Origin of the sequence: Paenibacillus sp. FSL H8-0175 (assembly GCF_045040615.1) — a bacterium.
In the GTDB taxonomy this organism is placed as follows: domain Bacteria; phylum Bacillota; class Bacilli; order Paenibacillales; family Paenibacillaceae; genus Paenibacillus_AQ; species Paenibacillus_AQ odorifer.
In genome coordinates this window covers 6922698-6949208 of the sequence record NZ_CP150299.1, presented here as the reverse complement: position 1 = coordinate 6949208, position 26511 = coordinate 6922698, and the positions used below count along the sequence as shown (strand labels likewise).

Annotated in this window: 23 protein-coding genes; 22 read left to right on the top strand and 1 reads right to left on the bottom strand. The window is 44.6% G+C overall.

Annotation, left to right across the window (positions count from 1 at the left end; genetic code table 11):
• The first annotated feature begins 69 nt into the window (after positions 1 to 69).
• The 14 genes from MHH46_RS30820 (at position 70) to MHH46_RS30755 (ending at position 16691) form a co-directional block, all read left to right on the top strand.
• Positions 70 to 1425 carry an MFS transporter gene (locus MHH46_RS30820; protein ID WP_248548928.1) on the top strand — a complete coding sequence of 452 codons (1356 nt, stop codon included), beginning with the start codon at positions 70 to 72 and terminating at the stop codon, positions 1423 to 1425.
• A gap of 67 nt (positions 1426 to 1492) precedes the next feature.
• Positions 1493 to 1711, top strand: a complete 219-nt coding sequence (locus MHH46_RS30815) for a hypothetical protein (protein ID WP_036682196.1) — start codon at positions 1493 to 1495, stop codon at positions 1709 to 1711.
• 28 nt (positions 1712 to 1739) lie between these two features.
• Positions 1740 to 2429 carry a hypothetical protein gene (locus MHH46_RS30810; protein ID WP_076124098.1) on the top strand — a complete coding sequence of 230 codons (690 nt, stop codon included), beginning with the start codon at positions 1740 to 1742 and terminating at the stop codon, positions 2427 to 2429.
• Positions 2426 to 3628 (top strand): glutathionylspermidine synthase family protein, encoded by a 1203-nt coding sequence (locus tag MHH46_RS30805; protein WP_076181895.1) that lies wholly within the window; start codon positions 2426 to 2428, stop codon positions 3626 to 3628. Before MHH46_RS30810 ends, MHH46_RS30805 begins: the two co-directional genes overlap by 4 nt.
• 69 nt (positions 3629 to 3697) lie before the next feature.
• Positions 3698 to 4291: a hypothetical protein gene (locus tag MHH46_RS30800; RefSeq protein ID WP_232061559.1), complete on the top strand. Its 594-nt coding sequence runs from the start codon at positions 3698 to 3700 to the stop codon at positions 4289 to 4291.
• Positions 4288 to 4680, top strand: coding sequence for a DUF350 domain-containing protein (locus MHH46_RS30795; RefSeq protein WP_038573772.1), 393 nt, complete (start codon positions 4288 to 4290; stop codon positions 4678 to 4680). The genes MHH46_RS30800 and MHH46_RS30795 overlap by 4 nt, the downstream gene beginning before the upstream one ends.
• A gap of 117 nt (positions 4681 to 4797) precedes the next feature.
• Positions 4798 to 5781: an ion channel gene (locus MHH46_RS30790; protein WP_339281506.1), complete on the top strand. Its 984-nt coding sequence runs from the start codon at positions 4798 to 4800 to the stop codon at positions 5779 to 5781.
• 137 nt (positions 5782 to 5918) lie between these two features.
• On the top strand, positions 5919 to 7964 hold the full coding sequence (locus tag MHH46_RS30785) for a catalase (protein WP_076191644.1): 2046 nt from the start codon (positions 5919 to 5921) through the stop codon (positions 7962 to 7964).
• Between the two features lie 171 nt (positions 7965 to 8135).
• Positions 8136 to 9290: a glycosyl hydrolase family 8 gene (locus MHH46_RS30780; RefSeq protein WP_256717191.1), complete on the top strand. Its 1155-nt coding sequence runs from the start codon at positions 8136 to 8138 to the stop codon at positions 9288 to 9290.
• Between the two features lie 31 nt (positions 9291 to 9321).
• Positions 9322 to 10875, top strand: a complete 1554-nt coding sequence (locus MHH46_RS30775; protein ID WP_081383189.1) for a hypothetical protein — start codon at positions 9322 to 9324, stop codon at positions 10873 to 10875.
• On the top strand, positions 10872 to 12422 hold the full coding sequence (locus MHH46_RS30770; protein WP_076191647.1) for a hypothetical protein: 1551 nt from the start codon (positions 10872 to 10874) through the stop codon (positions 12420 to 12422). Before MHH46_RS30775 ends, MHH46_RS30770 begins: the two co-directional genes overlap by 4 nt.
• Positions 12423 to 12450: 28 nt before the next feature.
• The gene (locus MHH46_RS30765) at positions 12451 to 13701 is read left to right on the top strand and encodes a glycosyltransferase (RefSeq protein ID WP_036682179.1); all 1251 of its coding nucleotides are present in this window, start codon (positions 12451 to 12453) and stop codon (positions 13699 to 13701) included.
• A gap of 52 nt (positions 13702 to 13753) precedes the next feature.
• Positions 13754 to 15850 carry a cellulose biosynthesis cyclic di-GMP-binding regulatory protein BcsB gene (locus tag MHH46_RS30760; RefSeq protein WP_081387819.1) on the top strand — a complete coding sequence of 699 codons (2097 nt, stop codon included), beginning with the start codon at positions 13754 to 13756 and terminating at the stop codon, positions 15848 to 15850.
• Positions 15840 to 16691: a diguanylate cyclase domain-containing protein gene (locus MHH46_RS30755; protein WP_076191650.1), complete on the top strand. Its 852-nt coding sequence runs from the start codon at positions 15840 to 15842 to the stop codon at positions 16689 to 16691. Before MHH46_RS30760 ends, MHH46_RS30755 begins: the two co-directional genes overlap by 11 nt.
• Positions 16692 to 16697: 6 nt before the next feature.
• On the opposite strand, the gene MHH46_RS30750 is transcribed toward MHH46_RS30755, so the two are convergent.
• A complete protein-coding gene (locus MHH46_RS30750) occupies positions 16698 to 17249 on the bottom strand; it encodes a helix-turn-helix transcriptional regulator (RefSeq protein WP_076191653.1) in 552 nt (183 codons plus the stop codon).
• A 144-nt stretch (positions 17250 to 17393) separates the two neighbouring features.
• Here MHH46_RS30750 and MHH46_RS30745 point away from each other — a divergent pair, with 144 nt between their 5' ends.
• From MHH46_RS30745 to MHH46_RS30710, 8 genes are all read left to right on the top strand, one after another.
• Positions 17394 to 18047: an alpha/beta hydrolase gene (locus MHH46_RS30745; RefSeq protein WP_076191656.1), complete on the top strand. Its 654-nt coding sequence runs from the start codon at positions 17394 to 17396 to the stop codon at positions 18045 to 18047.
• Positions 18044 to 18814, top strand: a complete 771-nt coding sequence (locus MHH46_RS30740) for a class III extradiol ring-cleavage dioxygenase (protein WP_076181911.1) — start codon at positions 18044 to 18046, stop codon at positions 18812 to 18814. Before MHH46_RS30745 ends, MHH46_RS30740 begins: the two co-directional genes overlap by 4 nt.
• 16 nt (positions 18815 to 18830) lie before the next feature.
• Positions 18831 to 19619, top strand: a complete 789-nt coding sequence (locus MHH46_RS30735; protein WP_076191658.1) for an SDR family oxidoreductase — start codon at positions 18831 to 18833, stop codon at positions 19617 to 19619.
• A 222-nt stretch (positions 19620 to 19841) separates the two neighbouring features.
• Complete coding sequence (locus tag MHH46_RS30730) at positions 19842 to 20090, top strand: type B 50S ribosomal protein L31 (protein ID WP_036682161.1); 249 nt, start codon at positions 19842 to 19844, stop codon at positions 20088 to 20090.
• A 131-nt stretch (positions 20091 to 20221) separates the two neighbouring features.
• On the top strand, positions 20222 to 20743 hold the full coding sequence (locus tag MHH46_RS30725) for a YcxB family protein (protein ID WP_076124082.1): 522 nt from the start codon (positions 20222 to 20224) through the stop codon (positions 20741 to 20743).
• An 83-nt stretch (positions 20744 to 20826) separates the two neighbouring features.
• The gene (locus MHH46_RS30720) at positions 20827 to 22401 is read left to right on the top strand and encodes a diguanylate cyclase (RefSeq protein WP_076191661.1); all 1575 of its coding nucleotides are present in this window, start codon (positions 20827 to 20829) and stop codon (positions 22399 to 22401) included.
• Between the two features lie 33 nt (positions 22402 to 22434).
• Positions 22435 to 23142, top strand: a complete 708-nt coding sequence (locus MHH46_RS30715) for a DNA alkylation repair protein (RefSeq protein ID WP_076191766.1) — start codon at positions 22435 to 22437, stop codon at positions 23140 to 23142.
• 213 nt (positions 23143 to 23355) lie between these two features.
• Positions 23356 to 26073 carry a CHASE3 domain-containing protein gene (locus MHH46_RS30710; RefSeq protein WP_081387820.1) on the top strand — a complete coding sequence of 906 codons (2718 nt, stop codon included), beginning with the start codon at positions 23356 to 23358 and terminating at the stop codon, positions 26071 to 26073.
• Positions 26074 to 26511: the final 438 nt, after the last annotated feature.

Below are 26511 nucleotides of genomic sequence, written 5' to 3'. Positions count from 1 at the left end.
CCATCCTGATTTTATAGGCATAAACTTAGATAAGCTTGTATAGATAAATTAGGACAGGGATGGATAGGAATGAATGAGAAAGTAGTAATGAATGATAAAGTAGTCATGCCATTATGGACCGTGTGCCTTTTTATCGTAGTGATGAACACAACGATGTTTAATGTATCACTTCCAACCATTATTCAGGATCTCCAAATTTCTGCTGATCTAGGTTCATGGGTAATTTCGAGCTATTCGATTGGATATGCTTTATCGACGGTTATTTATAGCCGCTTATCAGACGTTGTGCCGATTCGGAGACTTTTGACCGTTGGCTTAATTACTCTTGGGTTGGCCTCAGTGTTTGGATTATTTGCGCATGACTTTAATACATTATTGATAACGAGAATAGTACAATCTGCTGGCGCGGGTGCGATGGCTGGATTGGGTCTCGTACTGGCTAGCCGTTATGTGCCTATTGAAAGACGTGGTGCGGCTATCGCCATGATCTCCGCAGGGAGTGCAATGGCCTTTGGTTTGGGCCCGATTTTTGGTGGTGTCATCAGTCAGTATTTTGGCTGGAACGGGTTATTCGGAATTACTTGCCTTGTGCTTGTTGTATTGCCAGTACTACTGCGTTTATTACCTAAGGAACAGCCGCAGCCTGCAAGCTTTGACGTTATTGGGGCGGCGCTGACCGTAGTAAATGCGGCAAGTCTGCTGGTAGCCGTAACTACCCAATCTCTGGTATGGTTGGCAGTGGGCGTAGTGTCTATTATCGTGCACGCTTGGTATTTGAAGAAGGCGAAGGAATCCTTTATTAACCCGCAGCTGCTAAAAATGCCGGGATACTTGAAGCTAGTTACCATAGGCTTTTGTATTCTGGTGCTGAACTTGGGGAATTTGTTCCTGATGCCGCTTGTGCTCGCTAATCTGTTTGGTAAATCCGCGTTGATGATTGGTTTGTTTATCGCACCAGGTGCGTTATTATCTGCATTTCTTACCCGTTTTGTTGGACGTTTTATTGACCGGTATGGCAACTTGCGCTTCTTAATCATAGGGCATTGTATTCTTGCCGCTGTTATGGCTGCATTTGCGCTGAACCTTTCTGTATCTCCTGTAGTTCTTCTGCTTGGTTATCTTTGCTTCTCTCCGGCCTTCTCGGCGACAATGGCATCCTTAAATAATGAAGCTTCTCGGGTTCTTCCGCGAACTTGGATTGGTTCAGGTATGGGGCTTTTACAACTGATTCAGTTTTTTGGAGGTTCTGTATCTGTTGCGGTCTGTGGGCTGTTGCTGCATGCTCAGCGTGATCTTGCGCCGGCAAAAGCCTATGAGCATGTATACGGACTGTTGCTCCTTGTCAGCTTGTGTTCGTTAGGAGTTCTCCTTTTATATAGACGTTCTTATTCCAAAAGTAATGCTGGGCAATCTATACAAGCTTAGAACTGAAACGAAAAGGTGATAAAAACGTATCAGATGCTATAGCAGATATAAGGAAGGAATGGTAATAATGGATAACGGGATGAGTGTAGTTTTAATCGAAAAAATGCCAGAAGGTGATCTACGAGTGATTGAAGAGCGTACGTGGAGCATGAATATGATAACTGCACTTGAACATGTCAATTATATAGTGGTGGGCAGTAAGGAATATGAGGCGGTTGAAGGACGACTGAATGTGGATGAGGGCAAGCTGGAGCTTTTGCTTGTTCCGATGCACACTGAGGGATAGAAGATCATCAGGGAAGGAGAACCTTACGATGGCTAAAGAAGAAAGGGATAAGGAATTGCCTGCATCAAAATTATTTACCGCAGATGGCAAACCCATCCGTGTATTATCAACATCGCTAGGCATAGCCTTATTAGCGAATGCTATGTTTATTCCTGGCGGAGCGGGGGCTAGCGCGAATACTTCTGCGGGCGAACCACAGCTAGTCTCTTGGTCTAATGAAGAGGTTAAAGCTTATTTTGATAAAAATGTGGATTGGAATATTCCCTACCCCGAAGAAGGTACGAAAGAGGTAGAGGAGCAAGGCCAAGGCGTAGTAACTTCAAACGGAACAACGGTAGTGAATAACTATGGCGGTTATCATTCAGGTTTTGGCTGGACGGATTTGCTTCTGTATCACATGTTGTTTAACAGCGGTGCCAATTACTCCTCCAGAGGATGGGCTAAGGACCGTCCTACCTATTATGGAGGCACGAGAACCACTTATAAACCACCTACTTATAGCAGCGAAAAGTTCCAGAATAAAAAGGTGCCCGGTTCTGTAGTGAAACCTAAAACCTCAACCTCATCCACGGGTTCCATCACGAGAAGAGGTTCCTCTTCAAAGAACGGAATCGGTGGCACTTCCAGTGGCTTAAACTCTTCGAAGAACTCTAAATCAAGCTCAGGCTCGAAATCTTCATCGAGATCTGGTTCTAGTAAGAGTGGTTTCGGCGGATGAGTGATCAGCAGAGCGTGTTTGAGATTCTGGATTTGTCTGATCTGGAGCGGGGCCCACGGGTACAAGCGCTGCATGAGCTTGGGTTCACTTGGGCAGATCTAGAGGAAGAAGAGTACTGGATGGATGCAATAGCTGTGATGCGCAGCGACATTTATAAAGAGCTTGAGGAAGCCTCCGCAAAGCTGTGGGCTATCCTCGATAAAGCGGTTCGGTATATACATCTAAAACGCGATTTGTATGAGCTGCTGGGCATTCCTCCTGTTCTTTGGGAGATGCTTGATGGGTTTCCTATTCCGGAAGAAGGTCTAATCAGTCGGTATGCAAGGTTCGATTTTGCGATAGCTAATGATGGAACCATCAAGCTTCTGGAACTGAATGCCGATACACCTACAGGTTATGTGGAGGCTTCCATAGCAACACCTTGGATCTGTGAACAGGCGGGTGTGACTAGTCCAAATCATGCGATGAAGGAACAACTTGCCGCAGCCTGGCAGATAGAACGTCCAGATACCGCAGCTTGTGTTGCTTATGGGTCTCATCTTGAAGATTCGGGTACGATTGAAGCCTTGGCCAGACATAGCGGGCTTACTATTCAGTGTGTGGACTGTCTCGACCTGTGGGTCGATGAGGGCATTTTGAAGGACGGGGAGGACCGGGTGATAAAGCGGATGTTCGCCCTATATCCTAAAGAGTGGATGGCCGTCGATGAAGGTGGAGATGCACTTGCCTATGCTGTTGAGCAGGGAAATCTTCAGCTTTTTAATGGACCGCACAGTATCCTGTTGCAGTCTAAGGGATTGATTGCAGCTGTGTGGGGAATGTATGAGCTTGGCTTATTATTTGACAATGAAGAGCGTGAGGCGATCTCACGTTATATTTTGCCGACTTATAATAAGCCTGTGTTCTCTGGCAGCTTTGTGTCCAAATCTGTATTTGGCCGCGAAGGCGGTTCTGTACGTCTCTTTGACGATAGTGGAACTCTAGAAATTGAGGACGAAGAGGGTTATGATAGCAGTCAGCTTTTTCCCTCTGTATATCAAAAAAGAGCTGAACTAGCCCGAATACACACCGCCGAAGGTGAATTCCACCTACTGACAGGCATGTTCGTCATTAATGGGAAGCCGTGTGGGCTGCTCGGCCGGGCTGGCGGACTGATTACGGGCAATGCCAGTCATTTTATCGCGTTGGGAGTGAGATAGTTGGATAAAAGTAAGGCTATAAACAAGTCGTCTACTAGATTAGTAAAGGCCCGGATCGGGGCTTTATGTATGATGCTTCTAACGGTATTGCTGCTTAGTGCATGTTCCAGTAATCAGGGGAGTGTGTTTGATTCAGGCACTGCTGAAACTTCTGACAGTGTTGCACGGGTACCTTGGGATTACCGGGTTGTGGAGAGTACTGTAGGTGATCTAATTGGTAGCGATATGACGGTGTTGCCGGATAATGAGCTGCTGCCGAATGATGAGAATTATGCTACTGGCGATAAAATATGGACATTGCAGTTCATGGACGCTGAGCTGATCACAGATGCCGACCAACGCAATGAAGTCCGCCTCTCTTCCTGGACGACCATTAAATCGTATCCCGATGAAAAAACAGCAGTCGAGGATCTTACCAACCTTAAGGTATCGGTAACTACAGATGTTGATCTTGTAGGAGTATACAAGACAAAATATAATGAGAAGACAAGAAACTTTGCCGTCCTTGAGCTGCCTTCCGGCAACCGGATCAAGCAGCCGATAGACGATGAGCGTTATGCAGCATTAGAGAAAGAAAAGACCGCTTCCGTAGTCCTTGAGGAAGTACATGATTTCGCCGATTATGACTCGGCATATGCGAAATTTCGGGGGTGGGCAAAGTGACGATTGTTGTTAATTTAATAGTCAGTATATTTGTGATTATTCTTCTGCAATTATTGGGTATGGTTATCTTTGGCTTGATGACCCCGTTCAAGGATATGGAAGAGCTGAAAAAAGGAAATGTGGCTGTAGCTCTAGCGCTTGGCGGCAAATTTCTCGCTACAGCAATTATCATTGGAGTAGCGGCGTATACGAATACCTCTATTCTGCATATGATCATTTGGTTTGCTGTCGGTTATGTATGCCTCATCGCTGCTTACTGGATTTTTGAATTGGCGACCCCAAGCTTTAAAATTTCAGAACATCTGGAAAAAGGCAATGTGGCAGTAGGCACTATGCTCTGCTTGGTGTTTATCGGCACAGCATTTGCAGTCAGCAGTTTGATTGTTTAGTTCAAAAATCGCAGATGGACATGGATAAGGCTGCCCTCAGTAATAACCTCGAGAGGCAGCTTTATTAATGTGAGGAAGGGATGGCAGATGCATTTTTTTCTGAGAATATCCAACAGGATGATGCGTTTACGCAAACGGTCGATCGGTCTGATTATTTTGATCTTTATAATTCTTAGCGCATCGATAGCTTACCTGCTTGAACCGAGTACATTCCACAACTGGTTTAATGCCTTCTATTGGGTCATGACAACGATGGCCACCGTTGGGTATGGGGATTATTTTGCCGAGACGGTAGTGGGTAAGCTATTCACCATGTTTCTATATATTTTTGGGATTGGTCTTCTCAGCTTGGTTATTGGCAAGGTTATTGACTCTATTGCAGAGGTGCAGAGAAGGAGAGGAGCAGGAACATTGAGCTTCCGGGGAAAGGATCATGTGATATTAATCAATTGGAGTAAGAAAGCGCAAGCTGCGGTAGATGAGGTGTTATGTTATTCACCTAAATGTCATATCGTCATCATTGATGAGATAGGACGGCATCCGCTGGAGCATATGGAACAGGTCCACTTTGTAAGCGGTGATGCTTCCAGCGATGAGATTCTCCTTAAAGCTAACATACACGAAGCCAGGGCAGCCATTGTGTTCGGAGACACACGGATTGATGAAGCATCGCTAATTGACGGGAAATCTCTGCTTATCGCCTCCAGCATTGAGCGCATAGCGCCACAAGTACATACTACCGTAGAAATTATGCAGGAGAAGAATATACAGAATTTCAGGCATGTTCAGGTCAATGAATTCGTTCTGTCGCATGATGCCATTTCTAGATTGGCAGTCCGATCCGCTCTGCAAGAGGGGAATTCAGAGGTGATTACGCAGCTGCTGAGCCGCCAGTATGGGGATGATATTTATGAGATTCCAGTGAATAGTGCATGGAAGACCTATGGGCAGGCGTTTCAGGAATTGCTCCTTCAAGGTGCAACTTTACTCTCGGATCGTAGTGACCTTAGCATCAATCGCAAGCTGGACCAGCCTATTCCTAAAGAGGCTAGATTATATATTGTTTCGGATGAAGAGACGTATCGGAGAATTAAAGGTTAGGTCAGTGATAAGCGAGTAAAGCGGATTTTCGGGAGAATGGCTTCTCGGAATTCCGCTTCTTTTTGTTTGCCGTTCCTTCCTTAAGGGTAAGAGATGAATATTATCGTTACTCTACCTTTCGGAAGGAGCCATTGTTAATGAGTGAACAGCAAAAAGTGAACGGAAATAGCAAAAATGAGCAACTGGAACAGTTTCGCAGTAAGGACGAAGGTCACGCTTTAACAACCAATCAGGGATTGAAAGTGTCCGAGGATGAGTTCTCCCTAAAAGCCGGTGACCGGGGGCCAACCTTGCTGGAGGATTTTCATTTTCGGGAAAAAATGACCCATTTCGATCACGAGCGGATTCCTGAGCGGATCGTGCATGCACGCGGATTTGCCGCCCACGGGGAGTTTGAAGTATATAAATCGTTGAAAGAATATACGAAGGCGAAATTCCTTCAAGATCCGTCCGTGAAGACCCCGGTGTTTGTCAGGTTCTCAACGGTAGCAGGATCACGGGGTTCGGCCGAAACTGTGCGGGATGCCCGGGGCTTCTCGACCAAATTTTATACCGAAGAAGGCAATTATGATTTGGTAGGCAATAATATGCCGGTCTTTTTTATACAGGATGCGATTAAGTTCCCTGATTTAGTGCATGCGCTTAAGCCGGAGCCGCATAATGAAATGCCTCAGGCAGCATCAGCCCATGATACCTTCTGGGATTTCATCGCCAATAATCAGGAATCGGCCCATATGGCGATGTGGCTGATGTCTGACCACGCCATTCCGCGAAGCTTCCGGATGATGGAAGGGTTTGGAGTTCACACCTTCCGTCTGATCAATGAACAGGGGAAAGCGCATTTTGTTAAATTCCATTGGAAACCAGTACTTGGTGTACATTCTTTGGTGTGGGACGAAGCACAGAAAATATCCGGAGCGGACCCTGACTTTCACCGCCGTGATCTATGGGAATCGATTGAAGCCGGCAACTTTCCGGAATACGAGCTGGGCATTCAGCTTCTTAGTGAAGAAGACGAATTCAAGTTTGATTTCGATGTGCTGGACCCTACAAAGCTATGGCCAGAGGAAGACGTGCCCGTGCAGATCGTTGGGAAAATGACCTTGAACCGCAACGTGGATAATGTTTTTGCCGAAACGGAGCAGGTGGCTTTCCACCCTGGACATGTAGTGCCAGGGATTGATTTCACCAATGACCCGCTACTTCAGGGCAGATTGTTCTCTTATACGGATACCCAGCTGATTCGGCTTGGGGGTCCTAACTTTCATGAACTGCCGATTAATAGACCGGTGTGTCCTTTCCACAACAACCAGCGTGACGGATATGGGCGGCAGACGATTAATCAGGGCACTGTGAGTTATCATAATAATTCTCTGGCCCAAAATACGCCGAGACCTGTCCCAGAGGCAGAAGGCGGTTATGTGCATTATCAAGAAAAGGTTGAGGGCCGTAAGGTACGGAGCCGGAGTAAAAGCTTTGAGGATCATTTTTCACAAGCCAAGTTATTCTGGAATAGTATGAGCCCTCCGGAACAATTGCATATTATCGAAGCTTATTCTTTTGAGCTTGGAAAGGTTAAGAGTAAGTCGGTCCGACAGCAGGTCGTAAATATGCTTGCTAACATTACCTCCGAGCTTGCTGTACCTGTGGCAGAAGCCATTGGAGTAGCGGCTCCAGAAGTTGGCGGTTCCGAGGTTACTCAAGCTTCCCCTGCCTTAAGTCAGGCTAATACGAAAAAACATCCCAACACGCGGAAAGTAGGCGTGATTATCGGAGATGGTTTTGATGAAGCTGCGGTAATGCCTGTGTTGGAAACGCTTATGGGAGCTGGGATACAACCGGAGCTAATCAGTGATAAGCTTGGATTTATTAAAGGCTCAAGCGGCACAGAGCTTGAAGTCATCCATACCTTGTCCACTACAGATTCGGTGCTCTTCGATGCGATTTATGCGGCGGGTGGAAATGCGGAACGCAAGAAATTCCATAAAGATGCAGCGTTATTCCTCAACCAAGCCTATGCACATTTTAAACCTATCGCGATGACGACAATACTTGCTGAGCTGCTTGCAACAGATGAACATAGAAGCAGTCCGGGAGTCATAATAGGCGATGGTGGGGAAGTTTTTGCGGCTAGCTTCGTTGCGGCCATTACTGCCCATCGTTTTTGGGAACGTATGGAATAAAGTAAGTAAATTACAAAAAAAGGAGGATCTGCTCGTCAGAAGGCGTGTGGATGCCTCTTTTTTTTTCATCTAATGGTTTCATAAATTTAACATTTGGATTAAGGATGTGATGTATATTACCGTTATAGATAATACTAGGCAATATAAGCAGATGCTTAGAGAGGTGATTTTTTGAGGAAAGAGATAGCTGTTGCTATAGTGGTACTTACAGGTTTTACAGCATTAACAGCATGCGAGCAAACAGCAATGCCGGCATCAACACCCTCGCCCTCCGCGAATGTTCATACAACAGAGCCACCGAATCCTACGGGTTCGGCTAATAATGATATGGGGGACCCTTCACAGGAATTGGATGCTTTAGAGCAATTTATTGTTACGAAGCTTACCGGCTCGTCCGGTGTTTATACGAATTTAATTGAAACAGAGCAATCCGGGGAAGCAGCAAGCGGCCATGAGATTCTAAGTGAGTCTGCCTCTCTGAGGATGCTGGCAGCCGTACGGAGTGGTGAGAAAGAGCGATTTGCAGAAGAATGGGCGCTGGCTAAGCAAACCTTTGATATGAAGGGTGGTTTTAGCTACCGGTATAGCCCTAAACAGCAGAAATTATATCCTGTGAATGCTGCAGTTGATGACTTACGTATCATTCGTGCGCTTTATGAAGCGGGGGATACGTTTAGAGATAAACAATATACAGAAGAAGCGGCTAAGTATGGTGAGAGGTTTTATAACTATAATGTAAAAAATGGATATATGTATGACTTCTATGATGAAAATTACAAAAAAACCAACACATTCGTTACTTTATGTTATATTGATTTAGGTACAATGCGAAAATTGTCGGTTTCTGGAGAATCTCGTGACTTTTTGTTGAATAATATGAGCGTTATTCTGAAAGATGGATATTTATCAGATGAGTTTCCCTTCTATGAAACAAGGTTTAATTATGAGAGTGGAACCTATAGTTCGGAGAATATCAATACAGTAGAATCGCTACTGTCTATTCTGGCTTTGGCAGAGGTAGACCAGCAGAAATCCTCCAGCATTAATTTTATCAAGCAGCAGGTCGAGGCTGGCACATTATATGGACAATATTCGCGTGAGGGAAAGCCGCTTAACGATATTCGCTCAACAGCCATTTACGCCATTACGGCTATGATTGGTGCCGAGACCGGAGACGATGCACTCTATCGCAAAAGCATTGAAAGAATGAACGAGTTCAGAATAACCGATGCCGGCAGCTCACTGTATGGAGGCTTCGGCGATGTAGCTAGTGGCCAAGCCTATTCCTTTGACAATCTGATGGCATCATTGGCCTATGTCTATTAATTTAAACCTATAGTAACGAAGGTGAATCTGCATGATAAACAACATGGTGAAATCACCTCTGAGGCAGGGGATGACACTCGCTAACCTACCGTTGCCATTGTCCCCGGCTTTTATCACTGCTTTTGGAGTGTTGCTTATAACCATCATCGCCTTATTTACCGCCCCGTATGTCGGAATGGCGGATAATGGTGATTTTTTTCGCAGCATCTATAGTAACGGAATTTATTTCAATCTGCCGGATTATGACGAGCAATACTTTGGTTATTTTGTAAAGCAATATGGAATCTTTCAGTATTTTAATGAGAATGGCGCGACATTATTTTCTTCACAGTCCCTATTTATCCAGCTGTCCATTGGACTTAATAAGCTGTTTTTTAGCAGCGAGGTTTTCGATATCCGGTTTCAAGCAGTCATTTACACGATTTTATATGCTGCGGCGATCTACTTATTAATAGAGGCTATTACATGGGGGATGACCCGCAAGCAGGGATGGCTCACTGCAGGTATTGCTATTTTTATATTTGGAGATACCGGGTATACCGCTTATTTCAACTCCTTTTACGGCGAGAGCGTCGTGATGATCACGATGATTACTATGTTCGCAGCTTGGTTGTTGTTATATCAAAAAAGATACAATGACTATGTGCTGCTGGCCCTGTTCTTGATCAGTACGATCATCCTGACTACTTCCAAACAGCAAAATGCGCCAGTGGGTATAATCATTGCGGTTCTGGGGTGTTCAATCCTTTGGATTCGCAGGGATAAGATCTTTCGTATTCTGACCCTGGTTTCCCTTGCCTTGATCCTGTTCGCAGGTGTGTTCACTTATTTGAATATCTCGGATGAGTTCGTGAATATTAACCAGTTCCATGCCATGACCCGAGGGGTGCTGAAGGATTCCACCGATCCGGAGAAGGCACTGAAGTCATTCGATATTGATGAACAATATGCCATCTTGAAGAATAGCATTTATTACGAGAAGTACGGAACTATTGATGTGAATTCACCAATCCTCCAAGAGAACTTTTACAGTCGTTACGGATTTGTTTCGATCCTTAAATACTATATATCGAATCCGGATCAGCTTAACTCGATTCTTAATGTTGCTGCTCAAAGTGCATTCTCGATTAAACCAGCGGCGATGGGCAATTATGAGCAATCCGTTGGGAAGGAATTTCGAGCACAAAGTCACTTTTTTACTGGATATAGTCAGCTGAAAAAGGCTTTGGCACCACGAACGATAGGTTTTATCTTCCTTTGGACAGTGCTTGTCATTGGTCTGTATATGCCTTCCCTCGTAACAGCCATCAAGGCACGCAATTTTAGAGGATTGCAGCGGATGGTATTGATTGTCGCTACGATAGGCATTGGTCTTTCAGGCATTTTTGTATCGATTATTGGTGCGGGTGATGCCGACATTTCCAAGCATGAATTCTTGTTCACTTTATCTTTTGATTTGGTGACCTTTCTGACAGTATCTAGTGTGATCGGACGCAGATTCTCGAAAAATCGCAAAAAGCCGGTTAACGAAAGTCCCACCACTTCTAGTCCATATACAAAGCCTCAAAAGGATGTGAGTGTTTGAAGCGCAGAGGGATCTTATACTGTATATTGCTGCTGACCCTGAGCTTAACCATCCTATTGCTTCCCGCCACTCCTGTTCAATCTGCTGCATCACCACAACAAGTCTTACTGCTCTATGACAGTCTTGCCAAGGGGACCGCTAAGGATGGAAATGTGACTGAACTTCAACGTCTGCTGGCAGCTTACTCGACAAAGGTTACACTTCGAAGCCTAGATCAATACGAGCAGGGGATGCTGAAAAATTACTCCAGAGTGATCATGGTCCGTAACGAAGCGGATATTTCGATCACGAATAAATCCTACATAGAGGATTGGGAGCATTATCAGGGGCAGTATTTGCATATCGGGTACAACCCACCCGCTAGTCTAACGAAGGCGTTACAGCTAACCACTGATGTGATCTATGACGGGAGTGCTGAGCTCGAAATCGGACAGTTCTCCGGAATTCAAGCTAAGGTGCAGGATATGCCTTATATTGTAGCGAGTCAGGCGGTCAAATCCTTCGGGCAACTCTCTTTTGCGGAGGAGGGTCTACAAGCACCGTACGCTGTGAGTAAGGGGAATGATACATATGCCCCATATTTTGAACAAGGGAATGTTAGTACGCTGGGGATGGCGTATGTTCTGAAGGATTGGCTCCATATCACTGCTGCTCCTAAAATGTACCTTGCGATCAAAGAAATCTATCCTTTCTCCGATCTGCGACTGCTGGCAGAAACGGGTGAGCGGCTGTATCAACTGGGGATTCCGTTTCTTGCAAGTGTGCGGCCTGTGTTCAGCAATACCGACTATCCGGCCATGCAGCGTTATTTAGTGGCTATGAAAAGTGTGCAATCCAGCAATGGAAGCATTCTGGTCAATGCCCCAGTGGTGATGCCAACGATAAGCTCCAGTGACCATACGCTTAAAGGAAAGATAAATGATTTCATCAATCTGTTGGCCGAAAACGGGCTTGGGCCGCTTGGAGTCGGTGCGGAAATGCATTGGTCGTATGACAAAGAGTATTCAGAAGCGGGGATGAGCTTTTTTGATTCTGTGGTGTTATATCCGGATGATCAGATTGATTATATGGAGCAGAGCGACACCTCTAAATCCTTTCCATCCTCTTTATATAGCGTTCCGCTGGAATTTCTTCAAGCTTTGCATACATCCAATAAAGTGATACCGCATTTGCCGATGGATACTGTAATCACCGTCGACATGCCCGAGGATGAGCGTCAGCTTGAAGAAATGCTGCAAAGTCTGGAACGGAATTGGGTTTCTTTTGCCGATTATAAGCAAGAAGAGCATCAGGTTGTTACTGATCAGAACACAATCTCCTCATTAGATGGAATGATTTCTATTAATGGACAACCTCTAAGCCTGGACTATACACCGGAAACAGTGGATAGCGATTATCGCTACACAGAGGAGCAGCAAAAGAGCTTCACCCGACTTTTTAATATTCAGAATCAATTTTTTATTGTTGTGATCATGATTTCTCTGCTGCTGTTTGGCGGATTGTTGATGATCGGATACCGGTTATATCGCAGAAAGTTTTTGAAATGAGACAACTAATCGTGATTTGGAGGACCCTATGACGATTTCAGACGTGCTGATGGTGATTGCGGTGATCTGTATTTGGTCTCTGCTGCTGGTGAATGTGACCCTCATTATCGCGGGCTATCTATATTACATTAAATCCGAAAATGAGGACATACCAGAGATAGAGGGCGAATATCCTTTTGTTTCAATTATGGTTCCCGCTCACAATGAGGGGGTAGTGATTTGTAAGACGGTTGAATCTCTGCTGGCGCTGGATTATCCGCAAGATCGGTATGAGATTATTGTGATTAATGATAACTCCTCTGATAACAGTGCTGAGCTGCTTGCGGGCATACAATCCCGAAATCCGGGGCGTCAGCTGGTAGTCATTAATACGGATGCAGTTACAGGAGGCAAAGGTAAATCCAATGCCTTGAATATAGGCTTTACCAGCTGTAAAGGGGAGCTAATCGCTATTTATGATGCCGACAATACTCCTGAGAAAACAGCTTTGCGTTATCTGGTTGCTGAGATCATGCATGATTCCAGCCTCGGTGCGGTGATTGGGAAGTTCCGGACCCGTAATCGTGATGCAAGTTTACTGACCCGGTTCATTAATATTGAGACCTTATCCTTTCAATGGATGGCTCAAGCGGGGCGCTGGAAGCTGTTCAAGCTTTGCACTATTCCGGGAACCAATTTCATTATGCGCAGGTCAATTGTGGAAAGCATCGGTGGTTGGGATGTCAAAGCGATAGCCGAGGATACAGAAATCAGCTTCCGGATTTATATGATGGGTTACCAAATCAAGTTCCAGCCGAAATCCGTCACGTGGGAGCAGGAACCACAGACCCTGAAGGTCTGGTTCAAGCAGCGAACCCGCTGGGCGAAGGGCAATATTTATGTCATTGTCAAAAATATTCCGCTGCTGTTCAATAAATCGGCCGCAAAGGTCCGGTTCGATATTCTTTATTTTCTATCCATTTACTTCTTGCTGCTGCTGTCGTTAATCACCTCGGATGTGCTGCTGATCCTGCATGCTTTGGGTTATGTGCATACTACTATTGCAGGTCTTAGTAATTTCTTATGGCTGCTCGCTATTATTCTTTTCGTTGTGGGGACCTTCATCACGCTAACGACAGAAAAGGGCGAGATGAGCTTGTCCAATCTAGGGATTGTAATGTTGATGTATGTGTCTTATTGCCAGCTGTGGATGGTTGTCGCGGCTAACGGATTATATCTATATCTAAAAGACCTCATCTTCAAAAGAGAAGCCAAATGGTATAAGACGGAGCGCTACTAACGAGGCACCAAAAAGTCATATGAGAAAAATGTAATCACAGGAGAAACAGAACATGAAGATAAAAAAACAGCTGGTTATACTGTTAACCTGCCTCTCCCTTTTGTTAATTCCAATCCATCCTGCTGCCGCAGAGACGTTGCCGCAGGAACATAAGTCCACTTACACAACCTCATTTACGGGAACGGACTCGTCCTTAACAGGTTCGAGTGCCCAGCAGCAATATTTTGAGGTTCTGGATTATTGGAATGTGGATCAAGTAAAGATCAAACTGCATTTTCAAATTTCACAAATTACCGAAGAGCAGATTTCTAGTGTTACCTTAACGCTAAACGGCAGCCCGTTCTATACGTTTCGTCCGTCACTACAAGACAACGGCGAACAGCTGTTGACCCTTGTGGCGCCCAAGGGGTTTCTGAAAAAAGGGACGAATACGCTGGGCATTCAGGGCTATTTAAAGACAGATCGTCAAGATGACCTCTTTTGTTCGGTCGATGAAACGTCGGATAATTGGCTGCATCTGTTCAATACGTCCAGTATTAACGTGATTTATACCGCAAAGCCCTTGAGTGGAGGGATCAGTGACTTCAGCGAGCGATTCGCCGGGATAGATACCTTAACGAAGAATCAGAGTATTCTGACTGTACCGGACAAAAGCACAGCGGCAGAAATGGAAGCAGCCACTTATGCTCTCTCCGGGTTTGTTAAGGGGATTACGTTAAATGATAAGACTATTCCCTTGCTTCCCTACCGGGCAGACACTGTGCAGAATAAGGCCGCAGTTGTACTGGTAGCTATGTATGACAGAGTACCAAGCGGGCTGAAAGCTCAGCTAAGCTCCACTGAAGATTTGGGTACGCACGCGCTGCTCCAGCTAGTGAATAAGGATACCCAGCCCACCTTGGTTGTAACCTCGAAGGATGAGAACTTGCTGATTAAAGCGGGTCGTTTGATTGCTAATCCAGAGCTGATCGGGCAGATCACTAGTGATCTGAAAACAGTAACGGATGCTACAGAAGTGTCAGCACCTGCGCTTTCGATTAGCTCTAACATCACGTTCACTGAAACAGGTGATAAACTGACCGGGGCACATCATCAGGAGCAGACGTATTTTATTTCATTGCCAGCGAACCGCTCGATTGCCGATTCCGGTAAAATCAGCCTGGATTTCCGTTATGCACAGAATTTGGATTTTACTCGTTCATTGGTTACCGTGAGCATCAACAATACTCCGATTGGCAGTAAGAAGCTGACTAAGGAACTGGCGAATGGCGATATTCTTAATCTCTCGGTGCCTCAGAATTTGAATATCTCCGGAAATTTCTCGGTGACAGTGGCTTTTGATTTGGAGATCGAAGGAGCCAGATGTATTATCGATCGGGACCAAATGCCGTGGGCTTATATCAGTAAAGATTCTGTAATGCAGCTGAATACGAAGGATCGCACGGATCTCTTATTTAATAACTATCCATATCCGTTCATCCGCGATGGGATCTATAATCATGTGGCGGTTGTACTGCCCGAACAAATGGATGATTACGCCTATTTAAGTGTATCGAATATCTTTAATCTGCTTGGTAAATATGCCAGCGGAAATATAGGGAATATCCAGTTCTATACCGATACCGTCAACGCCGATCATTTGAAAAATAATAATATCATCGCTATTGGTGCTTATAAGAATAATAAGGTGATCCGTGATCAGAATGCTAAGCTTTATTTTCAATATAACGGAGATGGAACCACAATTCGCTCCAATGAGAAAATGAGTATTGAAGAGCAATACGGCGCACGAATCGGAACACTGCAGCTGATTGATTCGCCATTTGAGGCGGGACGTGCATTGCTCGCGGTTACGGGGGTCAGCTCGGAAGAGTATTACTTAGGATCGAAGCTGCTCGCTACAGAGCGGGATAAATGGAAGGTATTTGGCGATGGCGCAATCGTTGATAAAGACGGTAATGTCAGCGCACACCGCTTCAAAACGATCACTGGAGCAGCCGAGGACTCTGTGGCCCAGAAAATAATGGAACGGTCGGATGTACTCAGTTTTATCATCGTGATTTTACTGGTGCTGACGCTGGTAGTTCTATCGCTGATCCTGCTGCTTCGCAAACACATGAAGAAACGTGGTGATAAGCGTGAGACGTAATCGCAGCTTAGTGTCGGACATCGCTCTCTTATCATTCCTGGTGTTATCGTTCCTCTGTATCGTCTTTATTGCGGGTGCACCGGATGATTACCTCCAGAATATTATCATTTTAACGGTGGCTTTTATTCTGGCCATTGTTACGTATTTTACGACGGTCACTGCGGGTCTGGTCTTGAATCTGGTATTTATCTTTGCTTACGGATTCTACACGATGTACCAGACGATAACGCTGGGGGAAACGATTAGCCTGAATACTTATTTCTGGCTAATTATGACTCCGCTATTAACGGTCGTTCTATGGGTATTCACTTTAAGCAGCCGTGATTTGCAGGTGGAGAATGAGCAGCTACGCAAAAAGACTGCCAATATGGCTATCGTCGATGAAAACACAAATTTGCGGAACAGTATTTCTTTTCAGACGGATGCTACATTATTTACAAGCATTTCGACCCGCTATCGGATTCCGCTCACCCTGCTAGTGGTGAAGGTGAAGTATTGGAAAGAGATCAGACGGATCATTCCTGAAGATCAGCTGGCAGAAGCTATCTATGACGTGTCTCAGCTTAGTCAGGCGAGTATTCGTACCAATGATGCACTCTATCTGCTAGATAAGGATGAAGCAACATGGGGCCTGCTGCTGTTCACGGACAGCGATGGGGCGAAGATTGTGATCGAGCGGATTAAGCTCAAGCTTCAGGAGTTGAATGACAATAATTTCTCCAGAAAATATAAGGTCAGCCTGGGGCTTAAGATTGGGGCGGTCGAATACCGAGCCGGCACGATTGAGAATCCGCTGGATTTCATTGTTCAGGCCAAAAAACAGCTGGAGTACGACGTGTAGACCAGCTTAAAAATCAACGGTTTCACTATCAGCCTCTGTATGGATGGCGATGAGCACGCTTGCCGGCTCATCGCCTTTATTTATGACCAGATGTGGCACACAGGCATTCCAGCTAAAGGAATCCCCCGCTTGGAACATCCCGAAATCTTCACCTTGCTCCGCATACACCTCACCTTTTATCACTAAATGGACCTCTTTGCCTTCGTGCGCCTGCGGAGTTTCACCCGTAGAAGTACCCGGAGGGAAATGGACAAGCACCATTCGTACACCACCTGCCGAGCTTAAATGCTCAACTTGCAGTTTATCACTTCCGCTACTGGTGATTTGCCGCTCCTTGGAGCGTACCACCTGCATCCGCTCTTCCTTTTTTAACAGCAAATAAGCCAACGGAACGTTCAGCGCATCCGCAATCAGGCTAAGGGTTGCGATCGAAGGAGAGGTCTTATTAGTCTCAACTTGGCTCATAAAACCTTGTGACAGGCCAGTAGTTTCACAGATTTGGGCAATCGTAATATGTTTTCTTTTACGGATTGTACGAATGTTTGAACCTATATTCATTAGTAAAGCCCCTTTTGATATTAGTAATAGCAAATATATTTTTATATTAACAAATTATTAATTGACATACTAGCTAGAGGTTTATAATATTATCTTTACAAATATTATTTTTGTATTACAAATATTTTGAAGGAGTGTTTAGTTATGAAGGCACCTTATATATATGATGTCAGTCTACCTTCCGGTTACGATGAGAATCGGGTTTATCCGGTTATCTTCACCTTGCATGGCAAAGGTTCCAATGAGAAGAATATGTTCGGGCTTGTTGAGTCCTTGTCTGAAGAGTTTATTATTATCGGGATTCGGGGAAATATGATTTTAGGGGCAGGATTTCAATATTATGATCTCAAAAGTCTAGGTCATCCCATCCGCGAGCAGTTTGATCAGGCTGTATCGCAATTGCAGCAGTTTATCGAATACGCCACCGACAAATACCCTATAGATGCTAAACACCGTTATCTGCTTGGCTTCAGTCAAGGAGCCATTTTGTCCATGACTCTCGCGCTTACAATGGGGAATTTGCTTCGGGGAATTGTAGCGCTGAACGGTTATGTTCCGGGGTTTGTGAAGACGGATTATGAGCTGAAGAGTGTGCAGGAGTTATCGGTCTTCATCTCGCATGGTGAATATGATTCTGTATTTCCAATTTCAGTGGGGACAGAAACAGCCGCTTATTTCGAAGGTCTAACCCCATTATTAACCTTTAAAACTTATCCTTCGGATCATGGTGTATTACCGCAGAATCAGCAGGACCTGATCGCTTGGTTACGGCAGAACTTAGGGAGTGATAAACTATGATACCTTCTTACTTTATTGCCCATGGTGCTCCTTCTCTGGTACTTGATAACAATGCATATACGAAATTTCTTGGGGAGCTCGCTGAGAGGAATGTCAAACCGAAAGCGATTGTTGTATTTTCTGCACATTTCGAAGAACACACACAATCGGTTGGAGTTATGGAGACTTTCGACACCATCTATGATTTCTATGGCTTCCCAGATGAGATGTATCGAATGACTTATCCTGCCAAAGGGGACAATGAGGTTGCACAGCAAATTATGTCTCTGTTCCACAAGAATGGGATTGCCAGCAAATTAAATACAGAGCGTGGACTAGATCACGGAGCTTGGGCTATTCTTAAATTAATCTATCCGAATGCAGATATTCCTGTCGTATCTTTGTCAGTTAATCGAGAGCTGTCCAATGAACAGCAATATTTAATGGGTAAGGCTTTATCTGAGCTGCGTGAGCAGGATATTATGATTATTGGCAGCGGTGGAACCGTCCATAATTTGCGTAGCGTGAAGTGGGGAATGGAGAACGTCGAGAAATGGGCGGAGACATTCGATGACTGGCTGCAGCACAGGGTGGAAGCTTGGGATACAGAGTCGCTATTTAACTATCAGGAGCTTGCTCCTTATGGCGTTGATGCAGTGCCGACTAGTGAGCACTTTATCCCCTTGATAATAGCTATGGGAGCTGGCGATAAAGGGAAGGAAGCGAAGCTGCTGCACCGAAGTTATCAGTATGGCAATTTAAGTCTTAGCTGTTGGGAGTTTAATTAAGAAGGAGGCATTAATGATGGACTTGGGACTTCGTGGGAAATCAGTTTTTGTAGCCGCAGCAAGTAAAGGGTTAGGACTCGCAACTGCGCTGGAGTACGCCCGTGAGGGAGCGAAGGTAATGATCGCCAGCAGGAGTATGGAGCAGCTTGCAGACGCACAGAAAGAGATTCAGGCAGCCACAGGACAGCAGGTGAACATTGTTCAGATGGATGTGACTGTCCCAGAGGATATCGTACATGCTATTCAAACGGCTGTAGCCAAAAACGGTGGGCTTGATATTGTAGTGACCAATGCGGGGGGGCCTCATGGCGGAGGTTTCGCTGATATGGAAGACGCGGATTGGAACCAAGGATTTGAGCTCACACTGATGAGCACCATTCGTTTGATCCGTGAATCACTGCCGCATCTGCGCTCTTCTGGGGCAGGGCGAATCGTTAATATAAGCTCGATTTCTATCAAGCAGCCTATTGAGGGGTTGATTCTTTCCAATGTTTTTCGCGCTGGCGTGTATGCCTTGACCAAGAGCTTGGCTACTGAGCTGGCTGCGGATCGCATTTTAATTAATACGATCGCACCAGGGCGTATTGCAACCGACAGGATTCTTCAACTAGACGGCAAACGCGCGCAAGCAGAGGGGATCCCTATGGAGCAGATTCAAGAGGAAGCGCTGCTGCAAATCCCGTTAGGAAGATTGGGCACGCCCGAAGAATTCGGCAAGGCTGCTGTTTTTCTAGGCTCTTTTGCGAATACTTATGTTACGGGACAATCTCTTTTAGTCGATGGAGGAATGGTGAAATCGCTCTAACTCCGGCGTTATGGGTAGGCTTGGAAAGGTTATGGAAATATTAGTAATTTCAATATTAGTTGCTTTGTGCTCTAAATAAGCGTATGATGGAGCGGTGGTCTAAATCGTAAGATTTACGAATTTTCCTACGTTTATTAGGTTATACTATATATAAACCTACAGATCATTTGGATAATTTACCATAAAGGCTCCACGAATTTATTCAGAAGGAGGACGATCAGAATGAGAGAAGGCATACATCCTAAGTACAACCAAGTGATTTTCTTGGATGCAAGCGTAGGCTTCAAATTCTTGAGTGCATCTACTAAATCATCCAATGAAACTATGGAATGGGAAGACGGCAACACTTACCCAGTGCTCCGTGTGGACGCAAGTTCCGCATCCCACCCATTTTACACTGGTAAACAAAGAGATACAGAACAAGGCGGCCGTGTTGACAAGTTCAAACAACGTCTTGCACAAAAGAAATAAGAATCCTTACGGATTGAAGAGGGACAACCCATGTAGAAGCAATCGCTTCGGGGATGTCCCTTTTTTGTGTTCAGGCATGTTAAAATGAGATGAATTTAAAAATATACATGGCGTCGAGGGAGCGATCAGTGATGGAAAATGTAATAAAAGTAGATACAGTCCTAAAGAGTGAAGACGTTCAGGAGTTTAACTTATGGTTCAGCTTGAATAGCCGGATTATACTCAACTCTTTTAGCGTAGTCGCTTACTTTATGATTTTGTTATTAATTACTAAGGATTACAGTACTCAAAGCATCTCAATCCTGGCTGTGACTGCTATAATTCTTGCCGCTGTCTTATGGTATATGACCAAGGCAAGCTTGATCAAAAAATCGAAAAAGGCGTTCAAAACAGATAACCTAATTCAGCAACCGCAAAATTATACGATTTCAGATGAAGGCATATCTTATCTTTCCGAAGCGGGCACTGGGCAAGTGAAGTGGGAAGAGATACATAAGATAGGTGAAACTACGAACTTGTTTGTGTTTTTTGTGTCCACACAGAGAGCGCTGATTATCCCTAAACGTTTCTTTGAATCGGCACAAGATAAAATAACATTTAAGGATTTAGCCAGAAAATATATGTTCTCCAATCGGGTGAAATTTAAAGCATAAGATGTGCTGTTATTGTTGATTCATTTGTACCAAGGATTAGGCTATAATGATAGGAGCGACTTGAAAAATAGGAGAAATATGGCATGCCATGGATTCAGGGATATCCGTATTACTTATTAATGGGCAGTGTTCTAAGTCTGTACATGGGCGTCAGCTCCTATCGGCACCGTAAGTTAGCAGGGAGACGCTATTTGTGGATCTTAATGCTGTTAGTCAGCCTTATATTTGTTGCAACAGCGGGAGAGATTATGTCACCCTCTTTTCAGTCTAAGCTGTGGTGGAAGAATGTACAGCAGGCTCCGCTTTTTTTTAGTGCGCTCTTTACTTATGCTGTGGTAAAAGAATACGTATCTCCTTCCACAGGGCGCCTGCCCGTGAAGCTTGCCATCTTCTCTATCCCTATTGTTATGGATGTACTTCTTATTTTTACGGATAGCTATCATCATCTGATGCGCAGTGAAGTGTCCGTCCTGACGGTTGCGGGTGTTAGTGGAATTGCTGTAAAGCCTACGCTCCTTAGTATGGCTTTTATTGCGTATGATCAGCTTTTTGGGCTATATGCAGTCTGCTTGCTTGCAGTTTCCCTACTGAATACCCCGAGAGTTTATTTGCGGACTAATGTCCTGCTGTTGGCGGGTTTGCTGGTTCCGGTTATTTCCGTCTTTTTACTCCCCCTCTTGAAGATTACCATTACAGGTTTTACGGCGTTTACTTATTTGCCTGCGATTATAGCGGCTTATTTTGCACTTTTTGTTAGCTCCAAATTAACCATCTTCCCTCTAACCAAAAACAAAATTCTAGAGCACATGAAAGACGGCGTAGTTCTGACTGACCGTTATGATAATATCATTGGCATAAACGATGCGGCGACTGCTATTTTATACGACATTACCGGAATAGCGAACGATAATTGGATGGGAAAAAACATTGATCTTTTTACGAAGTCTCACAAAGACATTGCAGCTCATTACAGTCAGAGGACGGAAGGACAGTTTGAGGTAGTTTGTTCTGGCGCAGGGGAGCTCTGTTATGGGGTTTCTTTAATTGCTACGGAGCATGCGACAACAGAGAATAAGGGTATGCTTATTGTGTTTAGTGATCATAGTGAGAAAAAGCGATATGAGCGTGAACTGGTCTATCAGGCAACGGTTGACGATCTGACAGGGCTTTATAATCGCAGGCATTTCATGCAAAGGGTTCAGAATCAAACGATCCCGGATGGATTAGGGTTGGCTCTGCTGTTATTTGACATCGATGATTTTAAATTAATTAATGATACTTATGGTCATTTAGCGGGCGATCAGGCGTTAGTTGATTTCTCGAATAAAATCCTTCAGGTATACCAGAATAAAGGTATTGCTGGAAGAGTAGGTGGCGAGGAATTTGCTGTATGCTTTTTCGCTGAAGATAAACGTGCAGCCTTAAAAGAAGCAGAGGATTTTCGTACAATGATGAGTGATTACACGATAATCTTGAATGAACAGGATAGCATTCATCTTACCGCAAGTATCGGAATCTCTTTTACGGAGCGTAGAGAGGTGACTTTCGAAGATTTATATCGGGAAGCGGATGAAGCGTTATATCACTCTAAGAATACAGGGAAGAACAGAGTTACGTTAGGTCGTGAACCGATCATAAGAGAAGCGGTAAAGGGATAAGAACATCGAAGATAAGGGAGTGGCCTAATGAATCTGACTGTTGATGAAGTGATGAGCAAGCTTGAGGAGTTGGGTACAGAGCAGACGAAACGTACTTTCTTACGACATGGCGCAGTGGAACCTTTATTTGGAGTAAAGGTAGGGGATATGAAGAAGCTGGTTAAGGATGTGAAAAAAGATCAGAGTCTGGCAAGGGCTTTGTATCAGACAGGCAATTACGATGCAATGTATTTGGCTGGACTAACGGTCAATCCTAAGAGTATGACGAAGGAAGAGCTTCAAAGCTGGGCTTCGGCGGCCAGTTGGCATGCGGTAGTGGAATATATAGTATCCCCTCTCGCCGCAGAGAGTCCATATGGATTGGAACTTGCGAGAGAGTGGATTCGTTCCTCGGATGAACTAATAGCCATTTGCGGCTGGAGCACTTATGCCAATTACATTTCAATTACACCGGATGATAAGCTGGACATCGCTGAAATTAGGGAGTTGTTACAACAAGTAGGCGCTACTATTCATCGGGAGCGGAATCGTGTCCGTTATACGATGAATACTTTCTTAATTATGGTGGGCAGCAGTATCACAGAACTGCATGAGGAGGCAGCAAAGATCGCAGCAGGTATAGGTAAGGTCCAGGTGAACATGGGACAAACCACTTGTAAAGTTCCTATGGCTGTTGATTATATTGCTAAGGTTGAACAAGCTGGGAAGCTTGGTGTGAAGAAGAAAACTTGTATTTGCTAAGTTAGATATTTAGGTAACCCTTCAAGGTGAAAGGCACTTGTGGGGTTTTTTTTATTCCGGGAAAAACAAGTGTTTCAACCCTGCGGAAATTGTTTAAATTAGCAGCAGTCAAAATTTACATAGAAGAATTAATGAAGCCTTATTCAAGTAATCTTTTACAATGATGTAGAATAGAAAGGGGTTTATAGTTAGAAGACAGGACGGAGGCTAGTTGTGAACAAACGCCGATTCACTTTGCAGTATAAAATACTGTCAATTACAGTTTTAATCGTGATCTGTCTATTAGGATTCGTTTTTGTCATGCATGGAAGAATCAATGCTCTACAGCGGGAAACCAGCTTCATCTCTCATCAGGATCGAGAGATTACTAATTTAGCTAATCTAATTGAGAAGAATATTTTGGATATGGAAACCGGACAACGCGGATATGTCATCACCGGCGATAACAAGTATCTGGAGCCCTACAATTTGGGTAAGGCTGAATGGGAGGCTAATTATGATAAGCTCTACGTGCTGACTGCTAATGATTCTTTACAGCTACAGCGTCTGTTGGGTATTGAAAGTAAAATTAAGCAATGGATCGAACAGTCCGGAAATTATGTGATCCAGTTGAAAAAAGAGGGACAGGACGTTGAGCTCCTAAGATACTTTAATTCCGACGATGGCAAAGATCAAATGGATCGGATTCGTAATCAGATCAGCACTTACCGCGAGACGATGAAAGAGAACACCAACAGTCTGATAGCTAGACAAGCAGACAAGAATAAATTATTGCTAGAGCTTCTTTATATTGCTTGGGCAATTATAGCGGTTACCGCGATGGTCGCTTCGTGGATCAATTCACGCTCCATCGTTAGTACGGTTCGTAAAGTTACCCATACGATTGCAGAATTGAAATCTGACGAAGATATGAAGACAAGGATAGAGATCACCACGAATGATGAGATCAGGGATCTGAGCGTAGCTACGAATCATCTGATAGACACGCAACAAGAACGGATATGGATTCAGGCTAACGCAAACGAACTGTTGGCGAGGTATCAGGGCATCACACATATCTCGCAACTGGGCGATATTTTTCTTGGCAAAACCGCAGAAGTGATCAATTATCCATATGGATCCTTATATGTTCGAACACAGGATCATGATCGGGATTTCTTTAAGAGAGTCTCTATTTTTGGCGGAAGCAGTAACATTCCAGATCAGCGGGCATTCCAGACCGGAGAAGGTCTAGTTGGACAATGTGCTAAAGAGGCGCGTTTGATGCAAATACAGGATCTGCCGGAGGATTATATTAACATACAGTCTGGGCTGGGTGTTTCTGCGCCGAAGGCGCTTCTGTTAATGCCGATTTCTTTTTCGGGTGAGGTAGTTGCTGTGGTGGAAATCGCCGCCTTTGCTCCACTTACGGAATTGCAGGTTAAGTTCCTAGGGTCTATTTCGAATGCCTTTGGCTCTGCAATTAACAGCACGATTAACAGTATGAAGATTGACCAACTTCTGGCACAATCTCAGCGTCTAAACGAAGAACTACAGGTATATACCGAGGAACTACAGACTCAGTCTGAGGAGCTGCAGATCCAAACGGAGTCACTGCATGCAACAAATAGAAAGCTGGAGGATAAGAATCTGCTGGCGGAACAAAAGTCATTAGAGGCGGAAAGAGCTCAAATGGAGCTTAGTGAATACACAGAGTTATTGCAGCAAAGCTCACAATATAAATCTGAGTTTCTGGCTAATATGTCTCATGAACTGCGAACTCCGCTGAACGGCATTCTGCTGCTCTCCGAATTTCTTATGGAGAACCAGTCGGGAGCTCTAAGCGAAGAGGATATTGAATTCTCAAAAGCCATTCATTCTTCGGGACAAGATCTGCTGGCGCTGATTAACGACATTCTGGATTTGTCCAAGGTTGAGGCAGGAAAGCTGAATATTGAAATTGAAGCGATAAATATATCGGAGATTCCGGAGGCAATGATCCAGAACTTCAGTCAGCTTTCCCGCAAAAAAGAGATTCCTTTGCAAATACAGCTCGGAGAGGACTTACCCCCGCTGTTTTATTCGGATGCTCAAAGAGTACGGCAAATTATTATAAATTTGCTGTCCAATGCGTTTAAGTTTACAGCGGAAGGCGCAGTCACTCTGGAAATCCGTTTAGCAACTAAGGACGAGTTGCTGGATTTGGCAGGTTCGTATACAGGGGAATTTATTGCCTTCGCCATCAAAGATACTGGAATTGGGATTTCAGAAGACAAACAGTCAATTATCTTCGAAGCATTTCAACAGGCGAATGGAAATACAGAACGTCAATATGGGGGAACTGGGCTTGGTTTATCCATATCCAGAGAGCTGGCAACATTACTTGGTGGTAGAATTACGCTGGAGAGCCAAGAGGGTGTGGGCAGTGTCTTTACAGTGTATTTGCCTTTGCAGCTTGAGGCTCCAAGCCTTGAGGAAGTGGCTGATCAAGCGACTGTTATTCAAGAGATCGGGAGTGGAGTGGTACTTGCCGCTACAACGGCTGAGGATACACGTACTGACTTCACTTCTCTGAATCAAAAGCATGTACTTATCGTGGATGATGATGAACGGAATTTGTTCGCTTTATCAAATACCCTAAGAAAGCGCGGGCTGCATGTAACTACAGCTACTAACGGAGAGAGCGGCCTGTATGAACTGGAGCAAGCGGCTTCTATAGATATCGTTCTTATGGATATTATGATGCCAGTGATGAACGGGTATGAGGCAATCAATCGGATCAGACAAATGCCCGCAAAGAAGGATATTCCCATCATTGCACTGACTGCAAAAGCGATGAAGGAAGATAAGGCTAAAATCCTACAGGCTGGGGCAACAGATTATCTCAGTAAGCCTGTTAACTTGGAGCGTTTATTAGCGTTGATGCAATTGATACTGGCTAGCGATTCATGAGCTAGACCTCCAACTTCGGACAACTCGAGTGAAGTTGCGCGAACGAAGTAACTATAATCTGCTCTGCTATCGGACACAGCTGACCGTTAACGCAGCTTTTTACCACATTTATAATTCTAACGGACCCCACTGACACTATTGGCATAAAAAACATCGAATATGCCCCTCTTTTTAATGAATAGTGGCGCTGGAGTCCGAAACGCTGCTCTGAAGGCAGAAAATTCGCAAATAAAGTCAGCTGGGTCCGTAAGGCTCGCGATTATGATCATCCCAAACTCTGCAGCAAGGCAAGTAAAAGTGTGACCAAGCGTTCAGCCGGCTTTCGTTTACCTCACAAATCGGCTGAAGCGAGTCAGCCAACCTATAGTCTATAACGCAAAACAGCGATCCTCCCATAACGGAAGGATCGCTGTTTTAATGTCTCTTTGGAATCTTTTT

What these genes read in the sequence shown, in the direction of transcription:
- MHH46_RS30725 (WP_076124082.1), top strand. Translation starts at nt 20,222, where the DNA reads ATGGAAAATGTAATAAAAGTAGATACAGTCCTAAAGAGTGAAGACGTT.
- MHH46_RS30805 (WP_076181895.1), top strand. Translation starts at nt 2,426, where the DNA reads ATGAGTGATCAGCAGAGCGTGTTTGAGATTCTGGATTTGTCTGATCTG.
- MHH46_RS30815 (WP_036682196.1), top strand. Translation starts at nt 1,493, where the DNA reads ATGGATAACGGGATGAGTGTAGTTTTAATCGAAAAAATGCCAGAAGGT.
- MHH46_RS30790 (WP_339281506.1), top strand. Translation starts at nt 4,798, where the DNA reads ATGATGCGTTTACGCAAACGGTCGATCGGTCTGATTATTTTGATCTTT.
- MHH46_RS30775 (WP_081383189.1), top strand. Translation starts at nt 9,322, where the DNA reads ATGATAAACAACATGGTGAAATCACCTCTGAGGCAGGGGATGACACTC.
- MHH46_RS30800 (WP_232061559.1), top strand. Translation starts at nt 3,698, where the DNA reads ATGATGCTTCTAACGGTATTGCTGCTTAGTGCATGTTCCAGTAATCAG.
- MHH46_RS30765 (WP_036682179.1), top strand. Translation starts at nt 12,451, where the DNA reads ATGACGATTTCAGACGTGCTGATGGTGATTGCGGTGATCTGTATTTGG.
- MHH46_RS30730 (WP_036682161.1), top strand. Translation starts at nt 19,842, where the DNA reads ATGAGAGAAGGCATACATCCTAAGTACAACCAAGTGATTTTCTTGGAT.
- MHH46_RS30760 (WP_081387819.1), top strand. Translation starts at nt 13,754, where the DNA reads ATGAAGATAAAAAAACAGCTGGTTATACTGTTAACCTGCCTCTCCCTT.
- MHH46_RS30740 (WP_076181911.1), top strand. Translation starts at nt 18,044, where the DNA reads ATGATACCTTCTTACTTTATTGCCCATGGTGCTCCTTCTCTGGTACTT.
- MHH46_RS30810 (WP_076124098.1), top strand. Translation starts at nt 1,740, where the DNA reads ATGGCTAAAGAAGAAAGGGATAAGGAATTGCCTGCATCAAAATTATTT.
- MHH46_RS30750 (WP_076191653.1), bottom strand. Translation starts at nt 17,249, where the DNA reads ATGAATATAGGTTCAAACATTCGTACAATCCGTAAAAGAAAACATATT.
- MHH46_RS30820 (WP_248548928.1), top strand. Translation starts at nt 70, where the DNA reads ATGAATGAGAAAGTAGTAATGAATGATAAAGTAGTCATGCCATTATGG.
- MHH46_RS30785 (WP_076191644.1), top strand. Translation starts at nt 5,919, where the DNA reads ATGAGTGAACAGCAAAAAGTGAACGGAAATAGCAAAAATGAGCAACTG.
- MHH46_RS30735 (WP_076191658.1), top strand. Translation starts at nt 18,831, where the DNA reads ATGGACTTGGGACTTCGTGGGAAATCAGTTTTTGTAGCCGCAGCAAGT.
- MHH46_RS30720 (WP_076191661.1), top strand. Translation starts at nt 20,827, where the DNA reads ATGCCATGGATTCAGGGATATCCGTATTACTTATTAATGGGCAGTGTT.
- MHH46_RS30745 (WP_076191656.1), top strand. Translation starts at nt 17,394, where the DNA reads ATGAAGGCACCTTATATATATGATGTCAGTCTACCTTCCGGTTACGAT.